Annotated in this window: 12 protein-coding genes; 11 read left to right on the forward strand and 1 reads right to left on the reverse strand. The window is 44.7% G+C overall.

What is annotated here, in order from left to right:
- Positions 1-94: 94 nt before the first annotated feature.
- From OCV56_RS03110 to OCV56_RS03155, 10 genes are all read left to right on the forward strand, one after another.
- The gene (locus OCV56_RS03110) at positions 95-1,237 is read left to right on the forward strand and encodes a bifunctional tRNA (adenosine(37)-C2)-methyltransferase TrmG/ribosomal RNA large subunit methyltransferase RlmN (protein ID WP_017062516.1); all 1,143 of its coding nucleotides are present in this window, start codon (positions 95-97) and stop codon (positions 1,235-1,237) included.
- A gap of 438 nt (positions 1,238-1,675) precedes the next feature.
- Entirely contained in the window at positions 1,676-2,626 is a 951-nt protein-coding gene (rodZ, locus tag OCV56_RS03115) for a cytoskeleton protein RodZ (RefSeq protein WP_086715723.1), read from the forward strand.
- Between the two features lie 7 nt (positions 2,627-2,633).
- Positions 2,634-3,755 carry a flavodoxin-dependent (E)-4-hydroxy-3-methylbut-2-enyl-diphosphate synthase gene (gene ispG, locus OCV56_RS03120; RefSeq protein ID WP_017629859.1) on the forward strand — a complete coding sequence of 374 codons (1,122 nt, stop codon included), beginning with the start codon at positions 2,634-2,636 and terminating at the stop codon, positions 3,753-3,755.
- Positions 3,756-3,825: 70 nt separating this feature from the next.
- Positions 3,826-5,094, forward strand: a complete 1,269-nt coding sequence (hisS, locus tag OCV56_RS03125) for a histidine--tRNA ligase (protein WP_086715720.1) — start codon at positions 3,826-3,828, stop codon at positions 5,092-5,094.
- A gap of 116 nt (positions 5,095-5,210) precedes the next feature.
- On the forward strand, positions 5,211-5,825 hold the full coding sequence (locus OCV56_RS03130; protein ID WP_086715719.1) for a YfgM family protein: 615 nt from the start codon (positions 5,211-5,213) through the stop codon (positions 5,823-5,825).
- 10 nt (positions 5,826-5,835) lie between these two features.
- Positions 5,836-6,996: an outer membrane protein assembly factor BamB gene (gene bamB / locus OCV56_RS03135; protein ID WP_086715717.1), complete on the forward strand. Its 1,161-nt coding sequence runs from the start codon at positions 5,836-5,838 to the stop codon at positions 6,994-6,996.
- A 158-nt stretch (positions 6,997-7,154) separates the two neighbouring features.
- Positions 7,155-8,636, forward strand: coding sequence for a ribosome biogenesis GTPase Der (gene der / locus OCV56_RS03140; protein ID WP_017629857.1), 1,482 nt, complete (start codon positions 7,155-7,157; stop codon positions 8,634-8,636).
- Positions 8,637-8,769: 133 nt separating this feature from the next.
- Entirely contained in the window at positions 8,770-9,672 is a 903-nt protein-coding gene (locus tag OCV56_RS03145) for a metal-dependent hydrolase (protein ID WP_086715716.1), read from the forward strand.
- A 289-nt stretch (positions 9,673-9,961) separates the two neighbouring features.
- Complete coding sequence (locus OCV56_RS03150) at positions 9,962-10,963, forward strand: sensor domain-containing diguanylate cyclase (RefSeq protein WP_086715714.1); 1,002 nt, start codon at positions 9,962-9,964, stop codon at positions 10,961-10,963.
- Between the two features lie 36 nt (positions 10,964-10,999).
- On the forward strand, positions 11,000-11,227 hold the full coding sequence (locus tag OCV56_RS03155) for a zinc ribbon domain-containing protein (protein WP_086715712.1): 228 nt from the start codon (positions 11,000-11,002) through the stop codon (positions 11,225-11,227).
- 95 nt (positions 11,228-11,322) lie between these two features.
- On the opposite strand, the gene xseA is transcribed toward OCV56_RS03155, so the two are convergent.
- Positions 11,323-12,669: an exodeoxyribonuclease VII large subunit gene (gene xseA / locus OCV56_RS03160; protein WP_086715710.1), complete on the reverse strand. Its 1,347-nt coding sequence runs from the start codon at positions 12,667-12,669 to the stop codon at positions 11,323-11,325.
- 244 nt (positions 12,670-12,913) lie between these two features.
- On the opposite strand from xseA, the gene guaB reads away from it, so the two are divergent.
- The gene (gene guaB / locus OCV56_RS03165) at positions 12,914-14,377 is read left to right on the forward strand and encodes an IMP dehydrogenase (protein ID WP_017062496.1); all 1,464 of its coding nucleotides are present in this window, start codon (positions 12,914-12,916) and stop codon (positions 14,375-14,377) included.
- Positions 14,378-14,740: the final 363 nt, after the last annotated feature.

Here is a 14,740-nt window from a genome sequence, read left to right on the forward strand (position 1 = left end):
CTTAATAAACACAGGGTTTTACAGTGCTTGTTGAAGTTGCGTAAAGCCTGTACAATTCGCGCCCTTAATTATTGTTCCGTCATTGAGAGGCATCATGACCACAGCTAAAGTCAATCTACTCGATTTTGATCGTAAAGGTCTTCGTAAATTTTTCACAGAAGAACTGAATGAGAAAGCGTTTCGAGCAGAGCAAGTGATGAAGTGGATTTATCACTTCGGTGTCGATGACTTCGAACAGATGAACAACATCAACAAAAAGCTGCGTGAAAAACTTCAACGTCGTTGTGAGATTGTTGCACCTGTTGTTTCTGAAGCTCAACACTCTTCAGATGGCACAATTAAATGGGCGATGAGCGTTGGCGACCAAGACGTTGAAACGGTATACATCCCAGATGGCGACCGTGCGACGCTGTGTGTCTCTTCACAGGTTGGTTGTGCACTTGAATGTAAGTTCTGCTCTACAGCTCAACAAGGCTTCAACCGTAACCTAAAAGTTTCAGAAATTGTTGGCCAAATCTGGCGTGCATCTCGTGAAATCGGCCTAGAGAAAGAAACAGGTCGTCGTCCAATTACTAACGTTGTAATGATGGGTATGGGCGAGCCTCTATTGAACATGAAGAACCTAATGCCATCATTAGAAATCATGCTTGATGATCTAGGTTTCGCACTGTCTAAGCGTCGTGTAACCGTGTCGACTTCAGGTGTTGTATCTGGCCTTGATCAAATGACAGACAACATTGATGTAGCATTGGCTATTTCTCTACACGCGCCAAACGATGCACTACGTAGCCAAATCATGCCGATTAACGACCGTTGGGATATTCAAGACTTCCTAGCATCTGTTCGTCGTTACATTGCATCTTCAAATGCTAACCGCGGTAAAGTAACGGTTGAGTACGTGTTATTGGATCATGTGAATGATGATATGGACCACGCACGTGAACTTGCAGAGCTAATGAAAGAAACGCCTTGTAAGATCAACTTGATTCCATTTAACCCTTACCCGGGCTCGCCTTATAAGAAGCCAAGCAACTCTCGTATTGATCGCTTCCAAAAAACGCTGATGGAATACAACTACACAGTAACGGTTCGTAAAACTCGTGGTGATGATATTGATGCCGCGTGTGGTCAGTTAGTCGGTGATGTTATTGACAGAACCAAGCGTACTAAAATGCTTAAAGCAGCCTCTGAAGCGAACTTGATTGCCGGTGGTGTGATTGAAGTAAAAGCGGTATAAACGCGATTAGAACCTAAACAAGCCAGAAGTCTTACTTCTGGCTTGTTGCTTTTTAGGGGTACAGTTTTTGATTTTTTGGACTTCTTGCCCACGCTTTCTTACATTTTTCGTCAAATTTTGGACAAAACCATGAGCTGACGGTAAATTTTGTTTAAAGTGTTTTTGCCTTGTAATGGCATTAGCTTATGATTAACTAATCTTAAATTAATTTAAGTGCTCGCTTGCTACTGATCATCAATATGTCTATTTAGGTTGGCTACTTGATAAACTAGCTTCCTGAGAAGGTCATCCATAACAAATGAATGATGTTCGCCTTTAAGGGTTGATGATTTAGATAGCAGGAAAAATCCCACATAACGTGGGTTGTTAGATTGAGCTTAAACGACAATAAAAAACGCTCTCCTCAACCTGCGATAATACTTTAGAAGTTCACTCTCTATGAACACAGAACAAGATACACAACCACAAGAAACCGTTGTTCCAGCTTTGGAAGCGGGGACGCTGCTGAAGAATAAACGAGAATCTCTTGGTTTAACGCAAAAGCAGATTTCTGATCGCTTAAAACTTCGCGTTACGCTGATCCAACAAATTGAAGAAAACCAATTCGAGTCAGATCAAGTGGCGACGTTTATGCGTGGCTACATTCGCTCGTACGCAAAGTACGTTAACCTTGACGAAAAAGTGGTACTGAGCGCGCTGCATCATGCTGGTGATGCTCAACATCAAGAGCAAGAAATGTTGAGCTTTTCTCGCAAGACTAAAGCCGAGAAGCACAACAGCCGTATTATGCTTCTAACTTGGAGTATCTTTGCTGTAATTGCGGGGATCTCTTCGTTGTGGTGGTGGCAGAGCCAGCAACAAGACACCTTATCTCAATCTCTAGCGAATACTGAAAGTTCAGAAGAGCATGCAGTCGAAGAATCACTGCCCCCTGAATTAACCTCCTTAGAAGTGCTTGAAGCTGAACAAAACGAAGCGGGAACTTCAGTTGTTGAAGGTACAGAGAGCCTTGCTGCGATAAGCGATGCGGAAGATACTTCTGATGCAGTTACTCCAGCTGACGAAACTCCTGAACAACAAGCAACAGAGGCAGAACCAGCAGCAACTGCTAAGGCAGAAGTTGTTGAAGCAAGCACTGCTCCTGAGGCGGTGGCTAACGAGCTAGTGATGCAGTTCTCTGCTGATTGCTGGATCCAAGTAAAAGATGCAACGGGTAAAACCTTGTCGACTGGCATCAAAAAAGCAGGTCAGTCGTTAAATTTATCAGGAACTGCGCCATATAAAGTGATTCTAGGTGCGCCAGAAGGCGTATCAATGACATTTGCAAGTGAACCTGTCGACCTTTCTGGGTATACTTCAGGCAAAGTAGCTAGAATAACCTTACCTTAGAGTTAATATGCAACACGAATCTCCTATTATTCGTCGCAAATCAACCCGTATTTATGTGGGTGATGTGCCGATCGGTGATGGTGCACCAATTGCTGTGCAATCCATGACCAACACAAGAACAACAGATGTAGCCGCGACCGTTGCTCAAATTAGAGCTTTGGAAAAAGTGGGTGCTGATATCGTTCGCGTATCTGTACCGACTATGGATGCCGCTGAAGCCTTTAAGCTAATCAAGCAGCAGGTTTCTGTTCCTTTGGTTGCTGATATTCATTTCGACTACCGTATCGCACTTAAAGTCGCAGAGTACGGCGTTGATTGTTTGCGAATCAACCCGGGTAACATCGGTAACGAAAGCCGTATCCGTTCAGTTGTTGATTGTGCTCGTGATATGAATATTCCGATTCGTATTGGTGTTAACGGCGGTTCTCTTGAGAAAGAGATCCAAGAGAAATACACAGAACCTACAGCAGAAGCGCTTGTTGAATCAGCAATGCGTCACGTAGATATCTTAGACCGTCTGAACTTTGATCAATTTAAAGTCAGCGTTAAGGCTTCTGATGTATTCCTAGCAGTCGGTTCTTACCGTTTGCTGGCTAAGCAGATTGATCAGCCACTTCACCTTGGTATTACCGAAGCTGGTGGTGCTCGCGCTGGTGCTGTTAAGTCTTCTGTTGGTCTAGGTATGCTTCTTTCTGAAGGTATCGGCGACACGCTGCGTATCTCGCTAGCCGCTGATCCAGTTGAAGAGATCAAAGTTGGCTTTGATATTCTTAAATCTTTGCGCATTCGCTCGCGTGGCATCAACTTCATTGCGTGTCCAAGCTGTTCACGTCAAGAGTTCGATGTTATTAACACCGTTAATGCCCTTGAAGAGCGCCTAGAAGACGTTATTACCCCAATGGATGTATCAATCATAGGTTGTGTGGTTAACGGCCCAGGTGAAGCTGAAGTGTCTCACTTAGGTCTAGCGGGTAGTGCACGTAAGAGTGCCTTCTACGAAGACGGTAAGCGTCAGAAAGAGCGTTTCGACAACGATGACCTTGTCGACAAGCTTGAAGCGAAGATCCGAGCAAAAGCATCGGTGCTTGATAAAGCAAATCGCATTGATGTAGAAAATTTAGAAGATTAATACAACGCGATGGGGTGTGATTGTCTATTCGCACTAACATCTGGTTGTGAGAAATTACGGAATAAATACTGTGGCTAAAAATATCCAAGCAATTCGAGGCATGAACGACTGTCTTCCAACTCAATCACCACTGTGGCAGAAAGTAGAAAGCGCAGTTAAAAATGTGGTGAGCGCATACGGTTACAACGAAGTACGTATGCCTATCGTTGAAGAAACGAACCTATTTAGCCGTGCGGTAGGTGAAGAAACTGACGTTGTTTCTAAAGAAATGTACACCTTTGATGACCGTAATGGCGACAGCCTAACGCTGCGTCCAGAAGGCACAGCGGGTTGTGTACGTTCATGCATTCAAAACAGCCTTATCAACCGTGATGAACAGCGCCTATGGTACATGGGGCCAATGTTCCGTCACGAGCGTCCTCAAAAAGGTCGTTACCGTCAATTCCACCAATGTGGTGTGGAAGTGTTTGGCCTAGATGGTCCAGATGTCGACGCAGAACTTATTATGATGACAGCACGTCTATGGCGTGAGCTAGGAATCGATAAGCACGTTCGCCTAGAGCTGAACTCAATCGGTTCTCAAGAAGATCGTGTAAGCTACCGCACTGCGTTAGTGGCTTTCCTTGAGCAACACATCGATGTGCTAGATGAAGACTGCAAACGTCGCATGCATACTAACCCGCTTCGTGTACTCGATACTAAGAACCCAGACGTTCAAGCTATCTTAGGTGACGCACCTCGACTATCTGAATATCTAGGTGAAGAATCGAAGCAACATTTTGCTGGTTTGTGTGAACTTCTTGACGCAGTTGGTATCGAATACCAAGTTAATGAGCGTCTAGTACGCGGCCTAGATTACTACAACCGCACTGTATTTGAGTGGATCACTGACAGCCTTGGTGCACAAGGTACAGTATGTGGCGGTGGCCGTTACGATGGTCTTGTTGAGCAACTAGGCGGCAAAGCAACCAATGCGGTTGGTTTCGCAATGGGTCTAGAGCGTCTGGTTCTGATGATGGAAACGCTAGAGCTTACAGAAGTTCGCCGTAGCGTTGATGTTTATGTAGTTGCTGCTGGCGAAGGCACAATGATCGCGGGCATGCAGTTAGCGAATCAATTACGCGACACCGTTAAAGGCGTGCGTGTAATGAACCACTTCGGTGGTGGTAACTTCAAGAAGCAATTTAAACGTGCTGACAAAGTAGGTGCTGTTGTAGCGCTTGTACTTGGTGAGAACGAAGTTGCTGACAATACAGTAGTGCTAAAAGATTTGGTTGGCGGTGTGCAAGAAACCGTGTCTCAAACGGAAGTTGCAGAGAAAGTTGCTGCGCTAATCTAATTAGCCATTGAGCAAACGCTCATAATGAATACTAACGTCAGCACTATGCTGGCGTTTAAAGAATTTAAAGAATTTAAAGAATTTAAAGAATTTAAAGAATTTAAAGAGGACAGGAAGTGGAACTTTACGATAGCGAAGAGCAACAGGTTGAAGCCATTAAAGATTGGTGGAAAGAGAACGGTAAAGCCGTAATCTTTGGTGCGGTTATTGGTTTAGGTGGTCTATTTGGCTGGCGCTATTACCAAGATTCAGTCGTTGAAGCGCGTGAAGCCGCTTCAGAAAGCTACACCTCTGTAATTTCAGCTCTTGATATTAAGGGCGTTGATGCTCAATCTGATATTCAAGCTTTCATCGACGCAAACAAAGACGCTGAGTACTCAGTACTTGCTGCTATGCAATTAGCAAAAGTACAAGTACAAGCGGGCGAGCTAGCAGCTGCACTTGAACAGCTAGAGTGGGCAAAATCGGCAACTAAGGATGCGGCACTTGCGCCACTACTTACTTACCGTGTTGCGCGCATCAAAGCTGAGCAAGGTGAATTTGACGCGGCACTGACTGATCTTGCTGCTATGACAGATGAATCTTGGAAAGGCCGTGTTGCTGAGCTGCGTGGTGATATTTCACTTCGTAAAGGTGACACTGACGCAGCATACAGTGCTTACACAGAAGCACAGCAAGCTGTTGATGCTAGCCAAACGCTTCAAATCAAACTTGACGACCTAGCTAAATAAGGCGCTTTGAATGAAGAAGATGTTTCCAAAAGCGGCGTTATGTGCGATTGCTCTTGGCCTACTAGCTGGCTGTGCAGGTGAAGAAGACACCGTAATCATGGCTCCAGTACCAACAGTAAACAGTGAGTTCACTCCTAGCCAGGAATGGTCTACGTCAGTTGGTGATGGTGTTGGTCATTACTTTTCAAAGCTAACGCCAGAATTGGCTTACGACAAAGTATTTGTTGCAAGCCGTGAAGGTATGGTTAAAGCGCTTGACCCTGATACAGGTAAAGAGCTTTGGAAAGTCGATCTTGAGAAAGACGTACTGGCTCGTTTATCGGGTGGATTAACGGCGGCTTACGGCAAAGTATTTGTTGGTTCTGAAAATGGCGAAGTGATCGCGATGGATGAATCAACCGGTGAAGAGCTGTGGCGTGTATCAGTGAATGGTGAGGTGCTTGCATCCCCAGCAACTGAAAGCAATATGGTTATTGTTCATACCAGTCGCGGTATGTTGATCGCGTTGGATCAAGAAAGTGGCGAACAGAAGTGGACCATCAGTACTGAAGTACCAAGCCTAACACTTCGTGGTGATAGCTCGCCTGTTGCTGTTTCTGGTGGTGTATTCTGGGGTACGGCGAATGGTCGTTTAGCCGCAGCTATCGTTGACCGTGGTCAGCTTATTTGGCAACAGCCAGTAGGTACGCCAAAAGGCGCAACGGAAATTGATCGTTTGGTTGATGTTGATGCATCTCCAATTGTTCTTGGTGGAACCCTGTATACCGTAGGTATCAATGGTCAGCTGATTGCTATCGATCTTCGTTCTGGTAAGCCAGTTTGGAAACGTAACTACTCGTCTGCGATTGATTTAGCAAGTGATGGCAGCCGTTTGTTCGTTGTTACTGACAAAGACCATGTAGTTGCAGTTGATGCTCGTAGTGGTACTGAACTTTGGAGTACTCCATTGTTAGAAAACCGCTTACTAACAGCACCTGCTATTATTAATGGTTATGTAGTCGTGGGTGACACCGAAGGTTATCTGCACTGGTTAGATCGCTCATCGGGTGAGTTTGTTGCTCAGCAGCTTGTCGACGATAGCGGCTTTGCGGTTGCACCAATTGAACTGCCAGAAGGCTACTTAGTGACGACTCGCAATGGCGACGTAAAGAAACTGACGATTAGCCAATAAAAGCGTGATATAATTCACAGTCGGCTCCTGGTTGGTAACAGCCAGGAGCCGTTTTGTTGTTAAAAATTAATAAACCGTGTGGTTATAGGTAAGAGTTTAAACTTGCGAACAAGTGCTTACCTATAACTACATTTAGAGAAGAAATTGTAGAGGTTGTTATGGTACCTGTTGTTGCTCTAGTAGGGCGTCCGAACGTAGGTAAATCTACGTTATTTAACCGATTGACTCGAACTCGTGATGCATTGGTTGCGGATTTCCCTGGCTTAACGCGTGACCGTAAATACGGCCATGCTCATTTTAGCGAGCATGACTTTATTGTTATTGACACTGGCGGTATCGACGGTACTGAAGAAGGTGTTGAAACTAAAATGGCTGAACAGTCGCTAGCGGCGATTGATGAAGCTGATGTTGTTCTATTTATGGTAGATGGCCGTGCTGGTCTAACACCTTCAGACGTTGCTATTGCTAAGCACCTTCGCCAGCTAGAAAAGCCTTCAATGCTAGTTGTAAACAAGGTTGATGGTATCGACCCTGATGCTGCAAGTGCTGACTTCTGGCAACTAGGCGTAGAAGACATGTATCAAATCGCAGCTGCGCACGGTCGTGGTGTAACAGCGCTGATTGATCTTGCTTTGAACCCGTTCGCAGAAGCGCTAAAAGCGGAAAATGGCGAAGTAAGCGATTTAACTGAGTTTGAAGACGAAGAAGAAGAGCAGGTTGAATTTACAGAAGAAGAAGCTGAAGAAGAATTCAAGCGTCTTCAAGATCAACCAATCAAGCTAGCGATCATTGGTCGTCCTAACGTAGGTAAATCAACACTAACTAACCGTATTCTTGGTGAAGAGCGTGTGGTTGTTTACGATATGCCTGGTACGACTCGTGACTCTATCTACATCCCAATGCAGCGTGATGAGCGTGAATACGTTCTAATCGATACTGCGGGTGTACGTCGTCGTAAGAACATCAACGAAACAGTAGAGAAGTTCTCAGTAGTTAAAACACTGAAAGCGATTGAAGATGCGAACGTTGTATTGCTGCTTATTGATGCTCGCGAAAACATCTCTGATCAAGACCTAAGCTTGTTAGGCTTTGCATTGAACGCGGGTCGTTCAATCGTGATTGCAGTAAATAAGTGGGATGGTCTAGATAACGACGTTAAAGAGCGTGTTAAGAAAGAACTAGACCGCCGTTTAGGTTTCGTTGATTTTGCACGTATTCACTTTATCTCTGCACTTCACGGTACAGGTGTTGGTCACTTGTTTGAGTCTGTTCAAGAAGCTTACAAGTCAGCGACGACTCGTGTTGGTACTTCTGTTCTTACTCGTATCATGAAGATGGCAACTGATGATCACCAACCGCCTATGGTTCGTGGCCGTCGTGTGAAACTGAAATACGCGCACGCTGGTGGCTACAACCCACCGATTATCGTTATCCACGGTAACCAAGTACGTAACTTGCCAGATTCATACAAACGATTCTTGATGAACTACTACCGTCGTTCACTAGAGATTATGGGTACACCAATTCGCATTCAATTCCAGAACAGCGAGAACCCATTTGAAGCTAAGACTAACAAGCTGACTATCTCTCAAGAGCGCAAACGTAAGCGTATGATGAGCATGGTTAAAGGCCGTAAATAGCCCTTTCCAATAGATTTGATACCCGAGCCTGTCTCGGGTATTTTTTTAAGCAAAATTTACGTTAATCCACAACGGCACATTTTTGTTTCGCTGTGGCTTAACGAATCAGACTAGATTCCAAAAGAAGAACGATATGACCACTAGCGATTTGATTACACAAGCTAAAGCCATTACACCAACCATTACTCAATTCTGCCATCAAGCGTGGCAACTCACGGCGAAAGCGTTATATGTAGAAAGCGACAGCAGCAAAACCTACCTGATCACCGATGTCACGCCTTTTCACCCTGTGAGTCATATTTGGCCCGATCACCCGGCAGACCAAGGCTTTGTGAGTGTTGGTGACACGCAATATCCAGTAGAAGATTGCCTTGTTGGTGCAGTAGAACAATCTACTGGCAAGCTTCATATCGCAGCAGATATCCCTGTTAAGCGTGATACGGAAGGGTGGGTGTTTGTGGTTGTCCACCAGCTACCGGCATCGGCTTCTATGATTAATATTGGCGATGAAGCTGAGTTGTCGGTTGATAAAGAGTATCAATCAAGCCTTAGCCGAGGTCACAGTGCTGGCCACATTGCTTTTTTAGCGTTGAATAAAGTATTGGCTGAGACCTACTGGCGAAAAGATGCCGACAGAAAAGATCCTCTTGGCAGTTATGACTTTAATAGCTACGCACAAGTGACGAGCTTTGTGACTCCTGAGTTGTGTACTGATAAGTATCGTTTGGGGAAAACTCTGAAGAAGCGCGGCTTGAACGTTGCAGATATGCTTGCAAACCTTGAAGGTATCGAAGCTGACATCAACCAGATGATTTCAGGCTGGCTAGCAGAGTCGACGCCAGTCGCGATGAGACTGGAAGGTGAGGCACTAACTGACTCTCGTTACTGGGAATGGCAACTGGATGCTGAGACGTTGGTGTCGATTCCGTGTGGTGGTACTCACATCGAGAACACCTCAGAGCTTAATGCATTATCGGTTAAATTATCCCAGTTAGATGACCAACATATTGAAATGCTGACGCATGTAATTCGATGATTTAGGTTACAGATCGAAATGACTTGTGCTGTTTATTTTGTTTTATTATGTCGCTTTTAATATAAATGACTATTTAAAATTGAAATGCAGCACATGTAACTTATGCTTTCGGTGTGTGGTGATATAAATATTCTTTTTGGGGTAGATCGCTGATCAAAATAGATAAAGCGAAAGATCAACCTATGATCTTCGGTTGTGTGTGGTACTAACTTAGTGTGTTATTATTAACCAATAACAAGCTTGCATAAGAACAAGCTGTACCCAATTATACAATTGAAAGCTTTAGTGAATGGAACAACAATTTTTATTAGAAGGCCACCGAGCAGTCAATAGTTTGCTTCGGAAGCTTGCCCTTGGGATGGATCGCAAGGACTTAAACCATAAGATCATTCAGCTTACTGAGCAGCTTTTTGGTCAGCGTATGGCTTCAATCTTACTGCTCAACTCCGAGTCAAATACTCTGCATCTTGAATATGCCCCGAATCTACCTGATTTTTATAATCAGCAGATTGAAGGAGTCGGCATTGGTGCTGGGATTGGTTCTTGTGGCGAGGCGGCGGCGCTTAAAAAAGCGGTGATGGTCTCAGATATCAATACACACCCCAATTGGGCACCTTTCTTAGCTTTAACTAATCAAGCCAATCTTCATGCGTGTTGGTCGGTGCCAATCATCTCTTCACATGGTCATGTGCTAGGTACCTTTGCGATTTACAGCCAATATGTTTCCGAGCCCCATGAGTTTGAGCTTGAGATCTTAGAGTTATTGGCTTCTCTGTATTCAGTTGCGCTAGAGAAGTATGAGTTAGAGAATCAACTCAACTTCTTTGCCAATCGCGACTCTCTGACACACTGTTTGAATCGCCGAGCCTTATTGAGAGAAGCCGAGCAAGTGTTAACCAAGCGTTGTTTTGCACAAAAGGTGATGGCGTGCTTGTTTGTTGATGTCGATAAATTTAAATCAATCAATGACACTTATGGGCACAGCTTTGGTGATGATGTGCTGTTAGCGGTTGCAAAAGTCCTTGATGAGGCAACCTCAGCATGTGCCAAGATAGGTCGTTATGGTGGTGATGAGTTTGTGGTGTTCTCTTGTTTTGACGATCAAGAAAGCGTTGTTAGCTTCTACCACGGTTTAGAGAAAACACTACAACAAGCGCTTTATATCAATGATGTGCAGTTCTCTGTGAGTGTTGGGCTTTCTTGTGAGAAAGATCCTCAAGGGTTAGACCAGTTGATCGCACGAGCTGATAAGAACATGTACCAAATCAAGCAAGCTAAGTCTCAACAGTAGTAGATTGTAAAAATAGTAGTGAATTAGGAAATGCTAATGAGTGAAAATATCTGCCCTAAGTGCCAGTCAGAGCTAGCTTGGGATGGCAAGTATCACTGTGAAAGTTGTCAGGCTCACTTTACCAAGGTTGGGTTCTGCCCAGAATGCAACAGCCAGTTAGAGAAGCTTCAAGCTTGTGGTGCTGCCAGCTATTTTTGTAATGCTGACTGTAACGAGCTTAAATCTAAATCGAGAGTAAAATTCGAGCTCCAATCTGCGGAATAACTCTTTTACTTAGTACTCTGTTAGATACTAAAAAGCCCTGTCGATGATCGATAGGGCTTTCTGGTTTTAAATGACTTTTAACACTCTAGTCGAACTTAAAGCTCGCTCTTAGTAACTCTTGTTGTTACTTGCGACTCAATCACACCGTCTTCAACTTGAGTGGTGATCACTTCGCCGACTTCGACATCGTTAATCGATGATACCGTCTTGCTCGATGCTGAATGAGTAATGCTGTAGCCGCGCTTTAGAGTCGCCAGCGGGCTGACGGTTTCTAACTTCTCTGCAGCCATGGCTAGCTGGTGGCGAGTCGTTAGTAATGTCTTGTCCATTGCATCCAACAGCTTTTGCTCTGAACGTTGCAGATGCAGTTTCTGTTCACCAAGTCGTTTCACTGGCGAGTTTAATTGAAGCTGGTGCTGTTTGCGCTCAACACGCTGTGCATGCTGCTTTAGGTATTGAGTCATACCGCGACGCAAACGCATGTCTAGGTCATCAAGCTGCTGACTTTGCTTTTGCAGTTGGTAGCTCGGGTGTTGTTTCTCTAAGCGGTATTTCAACGTTTGAGTTGATTGCGCTTGTTTGATTAGCACATGACGAATCGCACTCACTAAGCGAGCACGTTTAGATGCGAAAGCTTGTTCTTTATGGCTGTTATCACGGCTAACCAATTCAGCGGCTGCTGATGGCGTTGGAGCGCGCATATCTGCGACGAAATCGGCGATAGTGACATCAACTTCGTGGCCAACGGCGCTGATAATCGGGATTTGGCTTGCAGCGATTGTGCGGGCTACGATCTCGTTATTGAAGCACCATAGGTCTTCTAACGAACCACCGCCACGACCCACGATCAACACATCACACTCATTGCGTTCATTGGCACGTCCAATCGCTTGAGCAATCTGAATAGCGGCCTCTTCGCCCTGAACCATGGTTGGGTAAACTACCACTGGCAGTGAAGGATCGCGTCTTTTCAGGACATCAAGAATATCAAACAGCGCTGCACCGGTTTTAGAGGTGATAACACCAACGCGTTTTGGATGCTCAGGAAGAAGTTGCTTACTCGATTGAGCGAACAGCCCTTCTGCGGCGAGGTTCATCTTCAGCTTTTCAAACTCTTGCTGAAGTTTACCGTTACCTTCTGGTTGCATGCTTTCGATGATAAGTTGGTAGTCACCGCGCGGCTCATAGAGAGACAGGCGAGCTTTGACTAATACTTGATTGCCGTTCTGAGGCTTAAAGGTCACACGGCGGTTATTGCCACGAAACATGGCGCACTTAACTTGAGCGCGAGAGTCTTTAAGCGTGAGGTACCAGTGACCAGAGACAGGGGCTGAGAAGTTTGAGATTTCACCAACGAGCCAGACTATTCCCATTTCGTTTTCTAATAGGAGACGAACCTCTGAGTTGAGGCGAGAAACAGTAAAGATGTTTGGATTAGTCATAGAAGCACTATCTTTCCTTGAAGGAAGGTCTTTCTTGGAATCTCACAGGGCGTGAGTATGGAAGATAGCGGCAATATAATACATAGCAAGGGGGTAAATGCAAATTAAAAATACAAAAATGAGTAGCCAAGCGATTTCGCCGTGCGTATAATCCGTCTGCAATATCAAATCCAAATCACTTTATTATGCGAAACGATAAAGTTGGGTTTACTCCTTTTAACACCTTTGTTGTGAGATATTGCAAATGCTACGAATCGCAAAAGAAGCTTTAACTTTTGATGACGTTTTACTCGTCCCAGCACACTCAACCGTTCTTCCGAACACAGCTGATCTTCGCACTCAGTTAACGAAAAACATTTCTTTAAACATCCCAATGATCTCTGCATCGATGGATACTGTTACGGAAGCACGCCTAGCAATTGCCCTTGCGCAAGAAGGTGGTATTGGCTTTATTCATAAGAATATGTCAATCGAGCAGCAAGCTGAAATGGTTCGCCAGGTTAAAATTTACGAAGCTGGTGTGGTTTCTCACCCAGTAACTGTAAGCCCTGACGCGACAATCGCTGATGTTGTAGCCCTTACCCAAAAACACGGCTTTGCCGGTTTCCCTGTTGTTACTGAAACAAACGAACTTGTTGGTATTATTACTGGCCGTGACGTTCGCTTTGTTACTGACCTTTCTAAGAAAGTTGATGTAGTAATGACGCCTAAAGCTCGCCTTGCTTCTGTTAAAGAAGGTGCAACTCGTGAAGAAGTTCAAGAGAAAATGCATGAAGCGCGTGTTGAAAAAGTTCTTGTTGTAAATGACGACTTCCAACTGACTGGAATGATCACTGCAAAAGATTTCCACAAAGCAGAGCGTAAACCAAACGCTTGTAAAGATGAGCGCGGCAGCCTACGTGTAGGTGCAGCTGTTGGTGCTGGTGCTGGTAACGAAGAGCGCGTTGCTGCTCTAGTTGAAGCTGGCGTAGACGTTCTACTTATCGACTCTTCACACGGTCACTCTGAAGGCGTACTTAACCGTATCCGCGAAACTCGCGCTGCATACCCTGATCTACAAATCATCGGTGGTAACGTAGCAACTGGCGCTGGCGCTCGTGCTCTTATCGAAGCAGGTGTTAGTGCAGTTAAAGTGGGTATCGGCCCTGGTTCAATCTGTACGACTCGTATCGTTACTGGTGTTGGTGTTCCTCAAGTAACAGCAATCGCAGACGCAGCTGAAGTTGCAAACGAATACGGTATTCCAGTAATCGCAGATGGCGGCATCCGCTTCTCTGGCGATATCTGTAAAGCTATCGTTGCTGGCGCATCTTGTGTGATGGTTGGTTCAATGTTCGCTGGTACTGAAGAAGCACCGGGTGAAGTTATCCTTTACAACGGTCGTTCTTACAAGTCTTACCGTGGTATGGGTTCTCTTGGCGCTATGTCTCAAGGTTCTTCTGACCGTTACTTCCAATCTGACAACGCTGCAGACAAGCTTGTTCCAGAAGGTATTGAAGGTCGTATCGCATACAAAGGTCGTCTAAAAGAGATCGTTCACCAACAGATGGGCGGTCTGCGCTCAAGCATGGGCCTAACGGGTTCTGCAACTGTTGAAGATATGCGTACTAAAGCTGAGTTTGTTCGTATCTCTGGTGCGGGCATGAAAGAATCTCACGTACACGATGTTCAAATCACGAAAGAAGCACCTAACTACCGTTTAGGTTAATAATACGTCCAAACGTTTGAATAATGTGCTGATTTAGTCGGCACATTATTATACCAATCGTAGTAAATAACTGGTGATCCTAGCTTGTTAAAAACCTCGATAACTTCGTTAGGATTTTTGATTGTAGAATAACTACTTATCAGAAAATCCTGCCTTGTTCTCAAGCTTTTTTCCTGCGCTATTCCTGAACACTTACTTACTGTGATTGGTATTATATCTACCGCCTGTTTTGCTGAAAGTTTGATTTTCTCAAAACACGAGGTTAAAGGTATCTAACGAAAACGTTTGCTTTATTTCTTGAAGAGTTAATCAGAGGTGAGTAAACTCGCCTCCGTTTTATCACATAGCCAATAAGACTGCTTA

The organism is Vibrio gigantis (assembly GCF_024347515.1).
GTDB classification, from domain to species: domain Bacteria; phylum Pseudomonadota; class Gammaproteobacteria; order Enterobacterales; family Vibrionaceae; genus Vibrio; species Vibrio gigantis.